Source organism: Sphingomonas dokdonensis, assembly GCF_002197685.1.
Taxonomy (GTDB): domain Bacteria; phylum Pseudomonadota; class Alphaproteobacteria; order Sphingomonadales; family Sphingomonadaceae; genus Sphingomonas; species Sphingomonas dokdonensis.
The window spans coordinates 19,266-37,683 of the sequence record NZ_NBBI01000003.1 but is presented as its reverse complement, the minus strand read 5'-3'; the positions used below and the strand labels follow the sequence as shown (position 1 = coordinate 37,683).

The 18,418-nt window shown below is 68.4% G+C and carries 18 protein-coding genes and 1 riboswitch; of the genes, 9 read left to right on the top strand and 9 right to left on the bottom strand.

Features of this window, described 5'->3' with window-relative positions; genetic code table 11:
• Positions 1-4 precede the first annotated feature (4 nt).
• A riboswitch (TPP riboswitch) is annotated at positions 5-113 on the top strand.
• A gap of 46 nt (positions 114-159) precedes the next feature.
• Positions 160-2,034 (top strand): phosphomethylpyrimidine synthase ThiC, encoded by a 1,875-nt coding sequence (gene thiC / locus SPDO_RS08595; RefSeq protein WP_088367094.1) that lies wholly within the window; start codon positions 160-162, stop codon positions 2,032-2,034.
• 134 nt (positions 2,035-2,168) lie between these two features.
• On the top strand, positions 2,169-2,906 hold the full coding sequence (locus SPDO_RS08590; RefSeq protein ID WP_342746665.1) for a helix-turn-helix domain-containing protein: 738 nt from the start codon (positions 2,169-2,171) through the stop codon (positions 2,904-2,906).
• Positions 2,907-2,973: 67 nt separating this feature from the next.
• Here SPDO_RS08590 and SPDO_RS08585 read toward each other — a convergent pair whose 3' ends face one another.
• A complete protein-coding gene (locus tag SPDO_RS08585) occupies positions 2,974-3,231 on the bottom strand; it encodes a Txe/YoeB family addiction module toxin (RefSeq protein WP_425441950.1) in 258 nt (85 codons plus the stop codon).
• 5 nt (positions 3,232-3,236) lie between these two features.
• Complete coding sequence (locus SPDO_RS08580; protein WP_088367091.1) at positions 3,237-3,491, bottom strand: type II toxin-antitoxin system Phd/YefM family antitoxin; 255 nt, start codon at positions 3,489-3,491, stop codon at positions 3,237-3,239.
• A 122-nt stretch (positions 3,492-3,613) separates the two neighbouring features.
• Between SPDO_RS08580 and SPDO_RS08575 the strand changes: the two genes are divergently transcribed.
• The 3 genes from SPDO_RS08575 to dapF all read left to right on the top strand — a co-directional run bounded on the left by SPDO_RS08575 (position 3,614) and on the right by dapF (position 5,863).
• Entirely contained in the window at positions 3,614-4,342 is a 729-nt protein-coding gene (locus tag SPDO_RS08575; RefSeq protein ID WP_088367090.1) for a phosphatase PAP2 family protein, read from the top strand.
• A 63-nt stretch (positions 4,343-4,405) separates the two neighbouring features.
• Complete coding sequence (locus SPDO_RS08570; RefSeq protein ID WP_088367089.1) at positions 4,406-4,873, top strand: DUF6456 domain-containing protein; 468 nt, start codon at positions 4,406-4,408, stop codon at positions 4,871-4,873.
• A gap of 60 nt (positions 4,874-4,933) precedes the next feature.
• Entirely contained in the window at positions 4,934-5,863 is a 930-nt protein-coding gene (gene dapF, locus SPDO_RS08565; RefSeq protein WP_088367088.1) for a diaminopimelate epimerase, read from the top strand.
• Between the two features lie 51 nt (positions 5,864-5,914).
• Here dapF and SPDO_RS08560 read toward each other — a convergent pair whose 3' ends face one another.
• Genes SPDO_RS08560 through SPDO_RS08550 form a run of 3 tightly spaced genes read right to left on the bottom strand, consistent with a single transcriptional unit; the run spans position 5,915 to position 7,866 of the window.
• Entirely contained in the window at positions 5,915-6,658 is a 744-nt protein-coding gene (locus SPDO_RS08560) for a thioredoxin domain-containing protein (RefSeq protein ID WP_088367087.1), read from the bottom strand.
• Positions 6,659-6,679: 21 nt separating this feature from the next.
• The gene (locus SPDO_RS08555) at positions 6,680-7,351 is read right to left on the bottom strand and encodes a DsbA family protein (RefSeq protein WP_088367086.1); all 672 of its coding nucleotides are present in this window, start codon (positions 7,349-7,351) and stop codon (positions 6,680-6,682) included.
• Positions 7,348-7,866: a DUF721 domain-containing protein gene (locus SPDO_RS08550; protein ID WP_245829322.1), complete on the bottom strand. Its 519-nt coding sequence runs from the start codon at positions 7,864-7,866 to the stop codon at positions 7,348-7,350. Before SPDO_RS08550 ends, SPDO_RS08555 begins: the two co-directional genes overlap by 4 nt.
• 26 nt (positions 7,867-7,892) lie before the next feature.
• Between SPDO_RS08550 and SPDO_RS08545 the strand changes: the two genes are divergently transcribed.
• The 3 genes from SPDO_RS08545 to nudC are packed head-to-tail and all read left to right on the top strand — an operon-like array spanning position 7,893 to position 11,157.
• Complete coding sequence (locus SPDO_RS08545) at positions 7,893-8,933, top strand: A/G-specific adenine glycosylase (protein WP_425441938.1); 1,041 nt, start codon at positions 7,893-7,895, stop codon at positions 8,931-8,933.
• Positions 8,930-10,294, top strand: a complete 1,365-nt coding sequence (locus SPDO_RS08540; RefSeq protein WP_088367084.1) for a serine hydrolase domain-containing protein — start codon at positions 8,930-8,932, stop codon at positions 10,292-10,294. Before SPDO_RS08545 ends, SPDO_RS08540 begins: the two co-directional genes overlap by 4 nt.
• Positions 10,291-11,157 carry an NAD(+) diphosphatase gene (nudC, locus tag SPDO_RS08535; RefSeq protein WP_088367083.1) on the top strand — a complete coding sequence of 289 codons (867 nt, stop codon included), beginning with the start codon at positions 10,291-10,293 and terminating at the stop codon, positions 11,155-11,157. The genes SPDO_RS08540 and nudC overlap by 4 nt, the downstream gene beginning before the upstream one ends.
• Before the next feature lie 47 nt (positions 11,158-11,204).
• Here the strand turns inward: nudC and SPDO_RS08530 are convergent, their stop codons facing one another.
• Together SPDO_RS08530 and SPDO_RS08525 are read right to left on the bottom strand one after the other, a co-directional pair.
• Positions 11,205-13,307 carry a S9 family peptidase gene (locus SPDO_RS08530; RefSeq protein ID WP_088367082.1) on the bottom strand — a complete coding sequence of 701 codons (2,103 nt, stop codon included), beginning with the start codon at positions 13,305-13,307 and terminating at the stop codon, positions 11,205-11,207.
• Between the two features lie 96 nt (positions 13,308-13,403).
• On the bottom strand, positions 13,404-14,294 hold the full coding sequence (locus SPDO_RS08525) for a prephenate dehydratase (RefSeq protein ID WP_088367081.1): 891 nt from the start codon (positions 14,292-14,294) through the stop codon (positions 13,404-13,406).
• 100 nt (positions 14,295-14,394) lie between these two features.
• Between SPDO_RS08525 and SPDO_RS08520 the strand changes: the two genes are divergently transcribed.
• Entirely contained in the window at positions 14,395-15,114 is a 720-nt protein-coding gene (locus tag SPDO_RS08520) for a c-type cytochrome (protein WP_088367080.1), read from the top strand.
• Positions 15,115-15,546: 432 nt separating this feature from the next.
• On the opposite strand, the gene SPDO_RS08515 is transcribed toward SPDO_RS08520, so the two are convergent.
• Entirely contained in the window at positions 15,547-17,028 is a 1,482-nt protein-coding gene (locus tag SPDO_RS08515) for a CYTH and CHAD domain-containing protein (protein WP_158212167.1), read from the bottom strand.
• Between the two features lie 13 nt (positions 17,029-17,041).
• Entirely contained in the window at positions 17,042-18,274 is a 1,233-nt protein-coding gene (locus SPDO_RS08510; protein ID WP_211280034.1) for a serine hydrolase domain-containing protein, read from the bottom strand.
• Positions 18,275-18,418 lie beyond the last annotated feature (144 nt).

The window sequence follows — 18,418 nt, the reverse complement described above, 5'->3', positions numbered from 1 at the left end:
AACGGCCATATCCCCGGGGGACCGCTGTCGGCGGTTGAGAGGGGGGCACGAGCCCCCGACCCGCTGAACCTGATCCGGTTGACACCGGCGGAGGGAGGGAGCGGCGCGCCACCACCGGCAATCCGTCTTTCGCTCTTCGGCTATTGGAGAGTGACTGACATGGCCGACGTAGATTCCCCCATCGAAGCAACGCGCGGCGCCATCGGCGTCACCACCGGCCCGATCCGCGGCAGCCGCAAGATCCACGTTGGCCCGCTCAAGGTCGCGATGCGCGCGATCGATCTGGAGCCGGGCTGCGGCGAGCCCCCGCTCAACGTCTATGACACGTCGGGGCCGTACAGCGACCCGAACGTCCGCATCGACATCAACGCCGGCCTCGCCCCGCTGCGCCGCGACTGGATCATGGCCCGCGGCGACGTCGAGGCGTATGACGCGCGCGAGCTTCGCCCGGAGGATAATGGCCAGCTCGGCCCCGACCGCTCCGGCGGGGTGCAGCCGTTCCCCAATGTCGTCAAGCGCCCGCTGCGCGCGAAGCCGGGGCAGAACGTCAGCCAGATGCACTACGCCCGCCGCGGCATCATCACGCCCGAGATGGAATATGTCGCCACGCGCGAGAACCTCGGCCGCGAGATGCTGCGCGAATACGCCCGCGATGGCGAAAGCTTTGGCGCCGCGATCCCCGATTACGTGACACCCGAGTTCGTCCGTGACGAAGTCGCCCGCGGCCGCGCGATCATCCCCAACAACATCAACCACCCCGAATCCGAGCCGATGGCGATCGGCCGCAACTTCCTGGTCAAGATCAACGCCAACATCGGCAATTCCGCCGTCGCGTCGAACGTCGCCACCGAAGTCGACAAGCTCGTCTGGGCGATCCGCTGGGGCGCGGACACGGTGATGGACCTCAGCACCGGCCGCAACATCCACGACACGCGCGAATGGATCATCCGCAACTCGCCCGTGCCGATCGGCACCGTGCCGATCTACCAGGCGCTGGAGAAGGTCGGCGGCATCGCCGAGGACCTGACGTGGGAGATCTTCCGCGACACGCTGATCGAGCAGGCCGAGCAGGGCGTCGACTATTTCACCATCCACGCCGGCGTCCGCCTGCCCTACGTGCCGCTCACCGCCAAGCGCGTCACCGGCATCGTCAGCCGTGGCGGCTCGATCATGGCGAAATGGTGCCTTGCGCACCACAAGGAGAGCTTCCTCTACGAGCGGTTCGACGAAATCACCGAGATCATGAAGGCGTATGACATCGCCTATTCGCTCGGCGACGGCCTGCGCCCCGGTTCGATCGCCGACGCCAATGACGAGGCGCAGTTCGCCGAACTCTACACGCTGGGCGAACTGACCCACCGCGCCTGGGCGCAGGACGTTCAGGTGATGATCGAGGGCCCCGGCCACGTGCCGATGCACAAGATCAAGGAGAATATGGACAAGCAGCTGGAAGCGTGCGGCGAGGCACCCTTCTACACGCTCGGGCCGCTCACCACCGACATCGCACCGGGCTACGACCACATCACCAGCGGCATCGGCGCGGCGATGATCGGTTGGTACGGCACGGCGATGCTCTGCTACGTCACGCCCAAGGAGCATCTCGGGCTTCCGGATCGCGATGACGTGAAGGTCGGCGTCGTCACCTACAAGCTCGCCGCCCACGCCGCCGATCTCGCCAAGGGGCACCCCGCGGCCAAGATGCGCGACGATGCGCTGTCGCGTGCCCGCTTCGAATTCCGCTGGCGCGATCAGTTCAACCTCAGCCTCGATCCGGACACCGCGGAAAAGTACCACGACCAGACGCTGCCCGCGGAAGGCGCCAAGACCGCGCACTTCTGCTCGATGTGCGGCCCGAAGTTCTGCTCGATGAAGATCACGCAGGAAGTGCGCGACTTCGCCCGGCTGCAGAACCAGGGCAGCGAAGGCTTTCTCGCCACCGCTGAGGCGGAAGCCGGCATGGCGAAGATGAGCGGCGTCTATGAGGAAACCGGCCGCGAGCTCTACATGGGCGCCGGTGACCGCGAGCACGACTAAGTCGGCGTCTCACCGCTGAAGCTCTCCTGTACCCGCGGCTTGTCGGCCGCGGGTACAACCATTTTGGGGGTCACGTCGGGCACGCCGAACGCTAGTCTGACGGGCGATTCAGACGGGGAGTTATCGTGTCGGGCGTGGAGGCGTTGACGGAAAAGGAGAAGGAGACGCTGCGCCTGCTTCTCGTCGGCCATGACGCCAAGTCGATGGCGCGCCACTTCGACCTGTCGGTCCACACGATCAACGAGCGGCTGCGTGACGCGCGGCGCAAATTGTCGGTGTCGAGCAGCAAGGAGGCCGCGCGGCTGCTGCACGATGCGGAGGGCGCGGCCCCCGAAATGCTTGGGGACAGGCCGTTGCGGGATGCCAGCGTGCCGGCCGGCCCCGACGACAGCGGCCATGCCCCGCCAGCGCCGCGATCGTCGCGTTTCACCGGCTGGGCGATAGGAGGTATCGCCATGTTCTCGCTCATCGCCGCATTGCTCGCTGTCTCGACGCCCAATCAGGTGCCTGCCGAGCCAACCACCGCCGCTTCACCCGCGCCCGCCGAAAGCGTGGTCAGCAAGGCAGCGCGCGATTGGCTGGCGCTGGTCGACGCGTCCGACTGGCAGCGAAGCTGGGAGGGGACGGCGGCATCCTTCCGCGCCGCAAATACGGTCGCCAATTGGCAGGCGGCATCGCAGCAGGCGCGCGTGCCGCTCGGCCGCGTGGTCTCACGAACGCTGATCAGCGACGTCGACACGCCCGCGCCGCCCAACGGCTACCGCACGGTGCAATTCCGCACCGACTTCGCGAACAAGCGCGGTGCGACCGAAACGGTGTCGCTGAACCGCGAGGATGGCGGCTGGAAGGTCGTGGGCATCTATATCGAGTGACACGCCACGGTCCGTTTGGACGTCGAAAGCGCCGGGTCGCGCCTTCAGCAGCGATCCGGCGTCGGCGTCAATAATGATAGCGGCACTGCGCGATCTCCAGCGTCTGCGCGTCGCCGCGGCCGGTCACGCGGTACACGAGGCGGTGTTCGCGGTTGATGCGGCGGGACCACCAGCCCGTCAGGTTGCCGCCGAGCGGTTCGGGCTTGCCCGTGCCGCGAAACGGATCGCGCTGGCATTCCTTGATCAGCGCGTTGACGCGCTCCAGCCCGCGGCGGTCGTCGCCTTGCCAGTGCAGATACTGCTGCCAGGCCCGGTCGGAGAACATCAGCCTCACGGCTCGATCAGGTCGCGCTCGCTGCCCTTGCCCGCGTCGAGCTCGGCGATACTCGCCAGCAATTCGCGTGCGTTCGCCGGCGATTGCAGCAGATAAAGCGTTTCCTCGATCGACGCCCATTCGCTTTCGGAGATCAGCACCGCGCCTTCGCCCTTTTGACGCGTGATCGCGACCGGGGCCTTGTCGGCGACGACACGGTCCACCAGCGCCTTCATGTTGGCGCGCGCTTCGGAAATGCTGATCGATTGCATGCCTCAGATGTACGTGGTTGCGTACAAAGTTCAAGCGGGCTCCAACCATCCATGCGGCATATTCCGCCTTTGACCGGACCGGGGGGCGACGGGTGCGCAGCGTCGCTGCTACAGACCCGGAGATGTTGCCTGAAACTCCCCTTGCCGCCCAGCAGCCCACCCCCGATCAGAGTGCGCCCGAGGGCGTCCGCCACCCGCCTTACGCCTTTATCGCGCTGGCGGCGCTCGCCGGGGCGGTGCTGATCCTGGCGCTGCTGGGCGGGACGATCGCGCGGGGCGCGCAATTCCATTTCGACCAGACGATCATGCTGGCGCTGCGCACCGCGGGCGATCTGTCGCGGCCGATCGGCCCGCCCGCCGTGCAGACGGCGATGATCGATTTCACTGCGCTGGGCGGCGGCACGGTGCTGACGCTTGTTACCATCCTGGCGGTCGGCTTTCTGCTGGCGAGCCGGCATCTTCTCACCGCGGCGCTGGTATTCGGCGGCACCGTCACCGGATCGGCGCTGATCCACGTCGGCAAGATCCTGGTCGGGCGCGATCGGCCGGCGCTGGTGGATCATCTGGTCGAGGTGAGTTCGGCCAGTTTCCCCAGCGGCCATGCCGGCAACAGCGCCATCGTCTATCTCACCATCGCGCTGACGGTGATGCAGATCGTGCCGAGCCGCGCGGCGCGCGCGTACCTGTTCGGCGCGACGATCGCGCTGGTGCTGCTGATCGGCGCGAGCCGCGTGTACCTTGGCGTGCATTGGCCCAGTGACGTGCTGGCAGGGTGGAGCGCGGGCGCGCTCTGGGCGCTGTCGTGGTGGGCGTTCGGCGCCTGGCTGCGGCTACGATACGGCCGCCGCTAAGCCGCTGTCCTACACGCCGCCTTCTGTGTCATCGCGCCAACGTCGAACAGAAGGAGAACATAGATGCGGATGCTGGCAGAGCGCGCGATCGACGCAAATGGCCATCTTCTCGCGGGCAAGCCGAGCGGTCCCGGTCGCCGGGTCACGGTGAACCTGGCCGAATCGCCGCTGTCGTGGCTCGGCGCGCGCGGGTTGCTGACGGCGCGACAGCTTGCCGCGGGCGAGCAGCTGCGCGCCGATTACGAGCGCGCGGCGATCGGCCCGACGGTGACGATGCGCTGGTCGGCGCGCGTCGATGGCGGGGCGGGGCAGGCGCTGGAGCCGACCGCCGCGCATCTCGCCGCCAAGCGCCGCTTCGACGCCGCCGTCGCGGCGGTCGGACGCGGGCTGAACGATGTATTGTGGCGGGTGGTGTGTGCGGGCGAGGGGCTGCCGGTGGCCGAAAAGGCGCTGGGCTGGCCGGCGCGATCGGGGCGGCTGGTGCTGACCATGGCGCTCGATCGGCTGGCCGACCATTACCGGATCGCCTGAGCCGCGCCCGCGAGCGCGCAGGCTTGCGGCCGCCGCGGCTTGCGCGGATAAGCGGCGACCATGCGGCTTTCCATCACCAAATGTCACGGCTCCGGCAATGATTTCGCCCTGATCGACGCGCGCGATCTGGCGCTGGACGACGCCGACTGGGCACAGGTCGCGCGCGCGCTGACCGATCGGGCCGGGCCGGTCGGCGGCGATGGTATCCTGCTGCTGACCGGCGCGGACGCAGAGGCGGCGTTCGGCATGCGGATCTTCAATGCCGATGGCTCCGAGCCGGAAACCTGCCTCAACGGCCTGCGCTGCATCGCGCGTGCGGGCCTTGAGGCGACCGGCCAGCCGTCAGCGCACGTACGGCTGAAGACGAGCCATGCCGATGTGGCGCGCGACGCTGATCTCGCAGCCGGCGTCTATACCGTGCGCGAGACCGCCGGCCCCGCCAGCCTCGACGTGCGCGCCTGGCCGCTGGATGGCGAGGGCGACGAAATCCGCGAGGCGGTGATCGCGCGGCTGTCGCCCGACCTGCGCTTCACCGCGGTCGCGATGCCCAATCCGCATCTGATCGCCTTCGTCGATCGGGTGGACGAGGCCGAGCTCGTGCGGATCGGCGAGATCTGCGAGGGCGCGCCCGCGTGGCTGCCCAATCGCGCCAACGTATCCTTTGTCGAGCTTCGAGATGCCGATACGCTCTACGTGCGCACGTTCGAGCGCGGCGTCGGGCTGACCAACGCCTGCGGCAGCGCGATGGGCGCGGCGACGTTCGTGGCGGGGCTCACCGGGCGCCTGCCGTTCGACCGGACGGTGACGGTGCGCAATCGTGGCGGGCTGGTGCGCGCCTCCGCGAGCGAAGCGGGCATGGTGACGCTCAGCGGCAATGCGACGGTGGAATGGACCGGCACGGTGACGATCGATCTGGCGCAAGGCACCGCGCACGATCTGGCGGTGACGCAGCGGCACCCGGAAGAGATCGCCGCCTGGGCCGCGATCTAACCGAAGCATCGGTCAGCGCCCCGCACGACCGGCGGGGCGCCGTTGACGGCATCAGGCGCCGGCGGCCTTCAGCGCCTGCTCCACCTGCGGCCAGCTCGCCGCATCGAGCTTCTCGCCGTTCAGGATAAAGGTCGGCGTACCGGTCACGTCCTTGTCGCGCATCGCGACCTCGGAGATCTTCGCCAGTTCCTCGATTCGCGAGCCGTCGGACAGGCACTGGCGCGCCTGCGCCTCGGTCAGCCCGCGCTGCTTCATGAAATCGATATAGCCGAGATGTTCGACCCAGGCGGTTGCCTGCTGCGCCGGGCTCATGCCCTGCAGCCGCTGCTGGAAATCGGCCGGCACGCTTTCCAGCTTCTGCAGGAACTGATCCTGATCGACGAACATCTGGTGCAGGACGGGGAAGAACGGCGCCTCGCCGACGCAGCGACCCAGCGTCGCGACGCCAAGGTCGGGCGCGTGCACCAGGAAGTCGCGGAATTCGAACGAGACCTTGCCGGTCTTGATGTAATTCTCTTCCAGCGGCTGCGTCGCGGTGCGGCCGAAATTGCCGCAGGTCGGGCAGGTGCGCGAGCCATATTCGACGAGCTTCAGCGGCGCATTGGGATTGCCCATCAGATAGCCGCCGTCGGCCGTCTTGGAAACGACCTGCGTCCAATCCTGCCCGGCCGGTGCCGGCGCGGCGGCGATCGAATTGGGCGCCGCAGTGTTGGTGCTACCGCCGTCGCCGCACGCGGCAAGCATCGCCAGCGCGCAGGCAAGAAGCGGGGTGGAGGCGGCGAGACGCAGGTTCATGCTGTTAACTCCGTACTACGATCACTTGGCGCCGGCGGCGCGCAGCTTTGGTTCCAGCTCGGCCCAGCCGGTGTTCTCGATCAGCGTGCCGTTCAGTTCGAAAGCCGGCGTGCCGCTGATCTTGCCCTGAATCGATTGCGCGACCTTCAGCGTGCTTGCCACGTTCGCCTCCTTGGCGAAGCAGGCGGCGATCGCGGCGTCGCTCATGCCGGCCGCCTTGGCGATCGCGGTCAGCCCGGCGCCATCGGCCAGCTTGCGCATCATCTGCGACTGACTCGTGCCGGCGGGCGCCTGCCCCTGCGCCTGGTCAAAGGTCACGGCCTGCTTCAGCCACTGGTCCTGCCGCGCGAACAAGAGGTCGTGCATTTTGGGGAACAGCGCCGGGCCGGAGCAGCGCGCGAGCGTGGCGGCGACCAGATCGTAGCGATCGTGCACCGAGCTGCGCACCTCCAGGCTGGTCGAGCCCGAGGCGATCATCTTGTCCTTCAGCACCGGCGCCGAATCGCGCGAGAAATGCGCGCAATGCGGGCAGGTGTAGCTGACATATTCGATCAGCTTCACCTTGGCCTTGGGATTGCCGATCACATAGCTGCCCGAGGGCGCGAGCGCGGCTGTGGCGGTCCACGGCCTCTGCGTGGCGGCGGTCAGCGGCGCGGCGAGCGCGATGGCGGCGAGGGCGAGCAGTTTCTTCATTTGACGATGGGCAGTCCACTGGAGGCGCCGACGCTGGCGGCAAGCGCCTCCAGCACGGCCTTGAGCTCGGGATCTTCGATGGTCTTGAGGCTCTGGCCAAGCTCCACCGGCACCGGGCGGAGCGTCGGCGCGGGCTGCGGCCTGGCGCGGGGCGCCAGCTCGCCCTGGCGGATCGCGACCTTTGCGACGGCGGAATAGCCGAAAAACAGATTCACCCGCTCGATGATCTCGGGCACGACATGCTGGATCATCACGCCATGCGCGCTGCGCACCATCAGCGTCAGCGTGCCGTCCTGCTTCTTGCCGACGGGAAACTTGATCGATTCGGGCGCGCTCGCCGCCGCCAGCTTCTCGCCGACGATCTCGGGCCAGCGCGTCACGATCGCCGACTGGATGAAGCCGAAACGGCGGAATGCCGCGCCGCCCGCGCTGGGCAGCAGCTCGGATACCGGGCGCGACCGATTGGATCGCGCGGGTTCGGGCTGGGACTGGGAGGCGCGCACCCGCTTGCTCATCTGGCGCCCCATGCCATAGCCGGGGTGTGGACGCCAAGCGCTCGATCGCCGAAACGCTGCTCGATTGGTACGATCGGCACGCCAGAACCCTGCCGTGGCGGGCGCCGCCCGGCGTGCGGCCGGACCCGTATCGCGTCTGGCTGTCGGAGGTAATGCTGCAGCAGACGACGGTGGCCACCGTGCGCCCGCGCTTCGAGGCATGGGTGGCGCGCTGGCCCGATGTGGCGAGCCTGGCGGCGGCGGACGAGGCGGACGTGATGGCCGCCTGGGCGGGGCTGGGCTATTACGCCCGGGCGCGCAATCTGGTGCGCGCGGCCAAGGCGATCGCCGCCGATCACGGCGGGAAACTGCCGGACACCGAAGACGCGCTGCGCGCATTGCCGGGGCTTGGCGACTATACCGCGGCGGCGGTCGCGGCGATCGCTTTCGGCCGGCGCGCGGTGGTAATCGACGCCAATGTCGAGCGGGTCGTGTCGCGGCTGTGCCGCGCGGCCGGCAAGCCCGCGGTGCGCCGTGCGGCCGAGGCACTGACGCCCGATCAGCGCGCCGGTGACTTCGCGCAGGCGATGATGGACCTGGGCTCCGCGATCTGCTCACCGAAACGGCCCAAATGCCTCCTCTGCCCGCTCGCCGACGCCTGCGCCGCGCATCGCGCGGGCGAGGAGGAAGCGTTTCCGGTCAAGCCCGCCAAGAAGCCGCGGCCGACGCGGCACGGCACGATCTTCTGGCTGGAGCGCGCGGCGGCAGGCGGCGGCCTTGAGGTGCTGCTCGTCCGCCGGCCGGCCAAGGGGCTGCTCGGCGGCATGCGCGCGCTGCCGACCGGGCCGTGGACGGAGACGCAGCCCGGCCTCGCGGAGGCGCCCGCCGCCGCCGATTGGACGATGCTGAACCAACAGGTCAGCCACGGCTTTACGCACTTTACGCTCGAACTCGCGCTTGCCGTGGCGCGCTGGGACGCGCATTCAGCGCCCATCGCGGCCGAATGGTGGCGGGTGGACGATCTTGCAGCGGCAGGATTGCCGACCGTGTTTGCCAAGGCCGCAAAGGCGATAGGGAGGGTGCGATGAGAACGCATTGGCTGGGCGGCACGCTGGCGGTGCTGGCGTTTGCGACGACGGCGGGTGATGCACGGCAGGCGCAGCGATCGGCCCAGCCCGCGCCCGCGCCAAAGGCGGCGCCCACCGCCAGCGCCGCACCGGCAAAGAACCCGCTGCTGCGCGACACGCAGGCGCTGTTCGACAGCCTCGTCTCCAGCGGCAAGATGCCCGGCATCGTCGCCGCCTTCGGCGTTGGCGACATGCCGACCCAATTCGTCAGCGCCGGGCGGATCGCCGACGATCCGGGCGCGGCGCCCGCCGGGCCGGACAGCCTGTGGCGCATCTATTCGATGACCAAGCCGATCACCGGCATGGCCGCCATGCTGCTGGTCGAGGATGGCAAGATCAGCCTCGACGATCCGGTGAGCAAATATTTCCCCGGCTTCGCCACCATGCGCGTCCTGACCAGCCCGGACACCTCGCTCGACAGCGTGCCGGCCAAGAACCCGATCCTGATCCGCAACCTGCTGACCCATTCGGCGGGGCTGGGCTACAGCATCAGCGCCAAGGGGCCGCTGCTGAAGGAATATGAGCGGCTCGGCATCGTCCCGGCGCAATTGAACACCCAGGTCGAGGCAAAGGCGCGCCAGACCCGCCCGACCAACCTCGCCGAATTCGCCGGCCGCGTCGCCACCGTGCCGCTGATCGCGCAGCCGGGCACCAAATGGCATTATTCGATCGGCCTCGACGTGATGGGCGCGGTGATCGAGAAGGTGAGCGGCATGCCGTTCGACCGCTTCGTGCAGACGCGGCTGCTCGATCCGCTGAACATGCGCTCGACCTACTGGAGCGTGCCCGCCAGCGAGGCGAGCCGGCTGGCCACCAACTACATCTTCGTCGGCGACAAGCGTACGGTGATCGATCCGGGCGCGCGATCGGTCTATCTGACGCCGCCCAGCTTTCCCTATGGGGGCGCCGGCCTCGTCTCCTCCGCGCGCGACTACGATCGCTTTCTCCACATGCTGTCGAACGGCGGCATTCTCGACGGCAAGCGCGTGATGAAGGCGCAAACCGCCGCGCTCGGCATGTCGAACCTGCTGCCGCCCGGCGTCCTATTCGAAGGGATCGGCGGCGGCACCGGCGGCACCATGTCGGCGCGCATGGGCTTTGGCGCGGGTGGATCGGTGTATCTCGAGGATGCGCCGGGCGGCATGCCGACCAAGGGGACCTATGGCTGGGGCGGGGCCGCCGGCACGATCGCCTGGGTCGATCCGATCAACAAACGGCGAGGAACGGTGATGGTGCAATTCATGCCTGCGGAGCAATGGGGCCTCCGGCAAAGCATCCCGCCCGCGCTGGCGCGCGACATGCAGCGGCTGACCGGCCGATGAGCGTGCCGGGTTTCACCGGCGGCACGCTGAGCCGCATCGCCGATCACCGCAACGATGCGGAGGCATTCGCCGCCGCGCTGGGCGACTGGCGCGCCCGGCTGCTGAAACTCGACGGCTTCGATCCCGAGATCACCGAGGATGGCCGGCTCGGCTGGACGATGGTGACCGAGGCGCCCGACGACGCGCATATCGTGCTGCTCGGTTTCGACGAGGGGCGCCCGCGCTTCGCCGCCGCGCCGGAGGGCGTACCCGCGCCGCCGCTGCGCTCGCCAGCATTGTTCCGCGCGCTTGATCAACTCGCGCCGGGTGAGGCTGCGACCTATGCCATGGCGCGCTCGGTGCTCGATTGGAACGCGCGCCACCGTTTCTGCGCAAATTGCGGCACGATGACCGACAGCTTTCGCGCCGGCTGGGGCCGCAAGTGCAACAATTGCGGCACCGAGCATTTCCCCCGCGTCGACCCCGTCGTCATCATGATCGCCGAGCACGACGGCCGCGCGCTGCTCGGCCGCCAGCCGAGCTGGCCCGCGGGCCGCTATTCGGCGCTCGCCGGCTTTCTGGAGCCGGGCGAGTCGATCGAGGAAGCGGTCGCGCGCGAGATCCAGGAGGAGGCGGGCGTTGCCGTCTCCGGCGTGCGCTATGTCGCCAGCCAGCCGTGGCCCTTCCCGTCGCAGCTGATGATCGCCTGCGTCGGCATCGCCGCCGACGATGCGATCACGCTGGACGAGAACGAGCTGGAAAAGGCCGGCTGGTTCACTCGCGACGAAGTGCGCGCCGCGCTTGCCGGCGACGGCCCGTTCGTCGCCCCGCCCAGCTATGCCATCGCCCACACGCTGCTGACGCTCTGGGCCGACGAGGGCTGAGTGGGAGCCCCCTCTTCCCGGCCAGTGCCGGGAAGAGGGGCGGCGCCTTATTCCACCACGCCTAACTGCTGCAGCACGAACGCACCCCATTCGGCATTCTGGCGGTAGCGCTCGAACCGGCCGGACTTGCCGCCGTGCCCGGCCTCCATGTTCACGCGGAACAGCAGCGGGTTGCTGTCCGTCTTCTTGTCGCGCAGCTTGGCGACCCATTTGGCGGGCTCGTAATATTGCACCTGGCTGTCCCACAGCCCGGTGCCGACATACATCGCCGGATAATTCTTCGCCGCGACCTGATCGTAGGGCGAATAGCTCAGCATATAGTCGTAATATTGCTTCTGCGCCGGATTGCCCCATTCGTCATATTCGAACGTGGTGAGCGGGATCGATGCGTCGAGCATCGTCGTCACCACGTCGACGAACGGCACCTGCGCCACGATGACCTTGTAATCCTCGGGCGCCATGTTCGCGACCGCGCCCATCAGCAGGCCACCGGCCGAGCCGCCCATCGCTGCGACGCGATCCTTGGCGGCATATTTCTGCGCCACCAGATAGCGGGTGACGTCGATGAAGTCGGTGAAGCTGTTCTTCTTGTTCAGCAGGTGGCCGTCATCATACCATTGCCGCCCCATCTCCTGCCCGCCGCGGATGTGCGCCAGCGCATAGACGACCCCGCGGTCGAGCAGCCCGATCCGGCCGGGATCGACCGCCGGGTCCATCGAATTGCCGTAGCTGCCATAGGCATATTGGAACAGCGGGGCGGTGCCATCGCGCTTCACGTCCTTGCGATACACCACGCTGACCGGCACCTTGGTGCCGTCGCGCGCGCTCGCCCAGACGCGTTCGGTGACGTAATTGGCGGGATCGTAGCCGGGCACCGGCGCTACCTTCAGCACGCGCCGCTCGCCCGTCCTGGCGTTCACCTCATAGGTGGTGGTGGGCGTCACCAGCGAGCCATAGGTGTAGCGCACCCAATCGCTCGCCGGCTCCTCGTTGACGTCCAGCGCCATGCGATAGGCCGGCTCGTCGGCCTTCACCGGCAGCGACTTGCCCGCCGCGTCGAGCAGCCGGATCATCCGGTTCCCGCCTTCGCGCTGGTCGATCGCGACATAGCCCTTGAACGGCTTGAACCCCTCGATGAACACCGCGTCGCTCGCCGGCGTCAGGTCCTGCCACGCCGCCGTGCCCTGCTTGGCGGCACCGTCCGCGACGGTCATCAGCGTATAGTTCTTGGCGCGCAGGTTGGTGCGCATGATCCAGCGGCCGTCCATGTGATCGGCCTGGTAGCGCAGGTCGCGCTTGCGCGGCGCCAGCGTCTGCAGCGCAGCGGGCGTGGCGGCGGGGGCGCAGCGCTGCTCGTCGCTCACCGTCGACTGGACGACCACGCAGACGAAGCGATCGTCGCTCGTCCGCCCGATCCCCATCTGAAAGGTATCGTCCTTTTCCTCGTACAGCATCCGGTCCTGCGCCACCGGCGTGCCCAGCGTATGCGCCATCACCTTGTACCCGCGCAGCGTGGTCGGATCCTTGGCGACATACAGGATCGTGCGGTTGTCGTTCGCCCAGACGACGTTGGGCTCGGCATTGGTGATCGTGTCGGCCAGCAGCTTGCCGGTCGAAAGGTCCTTAACCTTCACCGTATATTGCCGCCGCCCAACCACGTCCTCGGCATAGGCGACCATGCGATTGTCGGGGCTGACCGCCCAGTCGGACAGCGCGAAGAAGCTGTGCCCCTTCGCCATCTCGGGCTGGTCGAACATCACGTGCGCCGGGGCATCGCGATCACCCTTGCGCCGCTCGACAATCGGATAGTTCGCACCCGTGTCGAACCGGGTCTGATACCAATAGCCGTTCTTCAGATACGGAACCGAGCTGTCGTCCTGCTTGATGTGGCTCACCGTCTCCTTGAAGAGCGTTTCCTCCAGCGGCTTGAGCGACGCGAGCTTCGCATCGGCATAAGCGTTCTCGGCCTGAAGATAGGCGAGCATTTCCGGGTTCTTGCGGGTGTCGTCGCGCAGCCAGTAATATTCGTCGTTGCGCACGCCGGCCGGCGCCTTCACCGCAAACGGCTTCTTGGCGGCGACCGGCGCCTCCTGCGCGCCCGCACCCGTCGCCACGGCAAGCGCCACGCCCGCCAGCAAAGTCCTGCGCATCCTTGTTCTCCCCGCTCGCCCGATTGATCTTGGGGCGTGTGATACGACAGGCGCGGGCGGGCGCAAGGGGGCGTCAGCCCCGCTTGCGCGGTGCCGTCATCCGCGCTTACGCGCCTGGCGATAGGTGCCCAGCACGCGCACCCATTTGGTCTGGAAACCAAGCTCCTCCAGCGCGCGATCGACATTCTCGTCGCCGGGCTTGCCCTCGATGTCGCAATAGAAATCGGTCGCCGCAAACGTGCCGCCGCGCTGATAGCTTTCCAGCTTGGTCATGTTGACGCCATTGGTCGCAAAGCCGCCCAGCGCCTTGTAGAGCGCGGCCGGCACGTTCTTCACCTCGAAGATGAAGGTCGTCATCCACGGCCCGTCGCCCACCGCCGGCTTGCCGCCGCGCGCCAGCACCACGAAGCGCGTCATGTTGTGATCGGCATCGGCGATGTCGGTGGCGAGCAGGTTCAGCCCGTAGATCTGCGCCGCCGCGGGCGGGGCGAGCGCGGCCACGCCCGGCGCGCCCTGCTCTGCCACCATCGCGGCGGCGCCGGCGGTATCGGGGTAGGACACCGGCCGAATATCGTGCGCCTTCAGCCAGTGGCGGCATTGCCCCAGCGCCTGCGGGTGGCTCATCGCCTCGCGCACGTCGTCGCGCGTGCCCGTGCCCATCAGCGCATGGCGGATCGGCAGAAAATGCTCGCCGGTGATCACCAGCCCCGATTCGGGCAGCAGGAAATGGATGTCGGCGACGCGCCCGTGCAGCGAATTTTCGATCGGGATCATCGCCCGATCCGCCGCGCCGGTCTTCACCGCCTCGATCGCATCGTCGAACGAAAAGCACGGCAGCGGCAGCGCGTCGGGAAAGGCTTCGCTCACCGCGACATGGCTGTTTGCCCCCGGCGCGCCCTGAAACGCGACCGCGCGATCGGGGGCGGCGGCGGCGGCGGCAACCATGCTGGCGACGATCGGACGGGCGGGCGCGGCGAAATTTTCCATTGATCTGCCCGCTAAGCATTGATCATCTTCGTCTCAAGCGCTTGCCGTCCGATCACGGCTTTTCTATGGACGCCAGACTTTCGAGGGGTAACCGCACGACATGGATGATCGGACCAACACGATTGCAGGCTGGGTTCTTGCTGCCTGCGGCGCCGCGCTGGGGCTGTCGATCGTCGGCGGCATGGTCTTCCATTCGGGCGAGGTAGAGAAGCCGGGCTATCCGATCGAGGCGGCCGAAGAGGCTGGCGGCGGTGCCGCGGCCGAGGTGCCGATCGCGACGCTGCTGGCCAGCGCGGATGCGGCCAAGGGCGCCGACGTGTTCAAGAAGTGCGCGGCCTGCCACACCATCAACCAGGGCGGGGCGAACGGCATCGGGCCGAACCTGTATGCGACGATGGGTGAGGGCGTGGCGCAGGGCAAGGGCGGCTATGCCTTTACCGATGCGCTGAAAAAGGTCGGCGGCACCTGGGATTTCGACAAGATGAACGCGTGGCTCACCAGCCCGCGCAAGTTTGCGCCCGGCACCAAGATGACCTTTGCCGGCCTGTCCAACCCGCAGGATCGCGCCAACATCATCCTGTATCTGAACCAGCAGGGCTCCAACCTGCCGCTTCCCGCCGCACCGGCAGCCGACGCTGCTAACCCGGCCGAGGGCGGCAACGCGGTGGAGGGCGCCGGCGCCGCGCCCAACGCGACCAGCGCGGTCGATGCCGTGAAGGAAGACGTGCGCGGCGAAACCGGCGACATCGCCAACACCGCCACGCCCGCCAGCGGCGCTCCGTCGGTCGACCCGGCGGCGCAGAAGCAGACCGGCCGCTGATCGCTTCCCGCGACCCCGTCGGGCGTTTCGACGCCGGCGGGTGAGCGATAGCGCGCGGTAACTCCGTCCATGCCAAGCGCGCATGCTGGCTGAACGCGTGCGCAGGTGTCCGCTCCCGACAGCGGCGCAAAAGTGACCTGAGCTTCTCGCAGCAAATCGCCGGGAGCGGCGCAGGGTTCTGCGCAAACTCTCCCGTCGTCCCAATCACTGCGTCATCCCGGCCTCGTGCCGGGATCCACTGTTCCACAAACCCTACGCCTCAGAGTCTGCGGCGCGGTGGATGCCGGGACCAGCCCGGCATGACGCCGGTGAGTTCCGCCAGTGTCTCACGGCCGAAGGGCGCCAAACGGGACCGTTGATATGCGGGTGCCGCCCTTGCGCTACGAGTGATCCACGCCGCTGCCGCCCGATCGGCGGATCAGACCGGGCCAATCACGCGCCGGCCGACCAGAAGCGCTTTGTCTTCATCAGCGCCTTGTGCGCCTTGGCCGCCTTGCGCAGCAGCCGCTCGCGCGCTTCGGCATCGACCGGATGATCGGCAAGGCCGAAGCGTTCCAACAGCCCCGGCGCGACCGCGAGGTCGTTCAGTGCACCCAGATGCGCCTGCAGCGCCGCCAGCTTCTTGCGAAACTTCTTGTGCCGGCGAACCGCCTTCTTGCCCGTGACCAGCGGCGCGAAGAATTCGGTCGCATAGCGCGCCTTCTTCGCCAGCTTACGCACTTCGTGCCGCGCCTCGTCGTCCAGCGCGGCGAGGTGCTTGCCCCGCTTCTTCAGCCGCCGCCGCAGCGTCGTCATCGTCGCGGCGGCAAATTCGGCGGCAGGCTGGCTGACCGCTTCGTCATGAGCCGGCCGTAGCCGCCAGTCGCCAAGCGTTACCCATTCCACCAGTGCGATCATCAGGTCGCGGGTGTTCTGGTCGTCCAGCGCAGCGCGCGCGGCGGCATAGGCGCGGTCGCGGGCGGCGGTGAGGCTGTCGGGCGCCTGCGTACCCAGACCGTCGATCACCACGTCGAGATCGCGCGCCTCGCCCAGCGCCCGCGCCAGCTCGCGCAGGCCGGCGGTGAAGGTGGCGAAGCAATCGTCGTTCAGCACCTGCTTGAACAGCGACAGCGCGGCACGCAGCCGCCGCAGCGCCACGCGCGTCTGATGCAGCGCCGTCAAATCGTCGCGGGTGCGCAGCACGTCCTCGTTCAGGCGGAACTGTCGCAGGCAGCCGCCGACGATCGCGGCGACGGCCGCTGCCACGTCGGCTGCCGGGTCGATCGACAGCGGCGCCGCTTTCACCGGCGCGCCCAGCTTGCCATCGGACAGCCGATAGCCGCGTTCGGCCTTGGTCAGCACGCCGAGCCGCAGCGGCACCTCGGTCCCGAGTCGGCGGGCCAGCGCGAACAGCGCGGCCGGCGCGCCACCTTTCAGCTCCGCCTCGATTTCGGCGACGGGGGCTTGCCGACCGGCGGCGGTGACGGTCCCTTCGTCCAGCACCAGTTCGATCTCGGCATCGTCGGTGACGACCTGCCAGGCGCGGCGGCGCACCGTTACCGAGAAAACCGGCGCGATCCGGGCAAGCACCGCCTCGTCCACCATCGCGCCGAGCGGGGACGATCCGCCGAGATCCGGCGCCGGCCCGGCCACGTCATGCTCCCATTCGTCACGCGCGAAGATGCCCGCGCCGCTGGTGCCCGCCGCCTTGATCGTTTGGATGTACCGCTCGCCGATTCGCCGCACGCGCAGCGACAGGCCCTTGTCGCGCAGCGCGCCATCGGGCGTGTCGAAATAGGTGGTGCTCTGCGCGCCATCGTCGGGGGTGATGCCGGCCAGCACGGGCGACCGGGCGAGCGCCGCGCCGTCCGCCGGATCGATCACCAGCTTGAGTTCGATCTCCATGTCGCCGGTGCCGCTCGCCTCGTTGGTCATGCGGCACCAATGGTCAGCGTGCGGCTTCGATCCGCCCCGCCGGCGGCGTGGCGGGCAGTTCCAGCCAATCGGTCGGCGGCAGGCCATAAAGCATGTCGAAGAATTCGAGCTGCAACCGCGCGGGCACGGCCCGGTTGCTGTTCCACAGCATCGCGATTCCGCTGCGATCGGCGGGATCGAACAGGATCAGCGAGCCATAGCCATCGACCGAGCCGCGATGCCCGACCAGATCGTGCCCGCCATAACGATAGGTGCGCCAGCCGAGGCCATAGGATGCATCGGTGAGCGCGCGGTCCATCGCGCCGCGCCGCCCATGCGGCGGGGTCGCGACGCGTGGTTCGTGCATCGTGGCGAGCGTTGCCGCCGGCAGCACGCTGGGCGCCGCACCCATTTGCGCCAGCATCCATCGCGCCAGATCGCGCACCGACGAGTTCACGCCGCCGGCTGCGGGAATCTTGTAATAATCATCGTTCACGCTCACCGCGTGCCGCCCCAGCCGGTGCGGCCGGGCCCAGCGCCCGGCATTCTCCAGCCCGGCGCGCCCGACGCTGGCGTTCTTCATGCCCAGTGGCTCGAACAGGCGCGTGCGTGCGGCGGTGGCATAATCCTCGCCCGTCGCCCGCTCGACGATCTCCGACGCGGCGTCATAGGCGACGTTCTGATAGGCATAGCAGGTGCCCGGCGGGCAGAACGGCGGCAGCGTGCCCAGCCTGCCACGGATCGCCCTGGGGTCCGCGCCGGCCTCCAGCTGGTCGTCCCACGCATTGCGCACCAGCCCCAGCCGGTGCGACAGCAGATCGGCGACGGTCGCCTTGTCGGTGCCGCCCGGCAGCGTCAGCGTGGTGTTCATGCTCGACAACGGGGCGTCGAGCGACAGCCGGCCCTGATCGGCGAGCCGGGTGACGAGCGCGGCGGCAACCGCCTTTGACAGCGAGGCCCAGCGGAACACCGTGTCCGGCGTCACCCGCTGGCCCGATCCCGCCAGCGTCTCGCCATAGCCGCGGATGAAGCGCAGCCGTCCACGCTCGATCGCCGCCACGGCGAGACCCACCGAATTGGCCTCCTGCATCACCAGCCCGATCCGCTGGTCCAGCCGCGCATAGTCGACCCGCGCGGGATCGGCGGTGATCTCGACCGGCAAGCGCAGCTTGGCGCCGATCTGATCGGCGGTGTCCTTGGGCTGCGACCAGGTGATACCCAGCGCTACGCCAACGGCGACAAGCAGCGCGACCATGGCGGCAGCCACCCAGTTTCGTTTGGCTTTCGCTTTTTTCACTGTTCCGTGCATCAATGGTCCTGGCTGCGGCCGACGCGTTCCCGCTTGAGGCCGTTTGTCGCCGCTTTCCAGCCGAAAAGCGCCGCAGCGAGCCGGAAAGCGGCCGGCTTCACG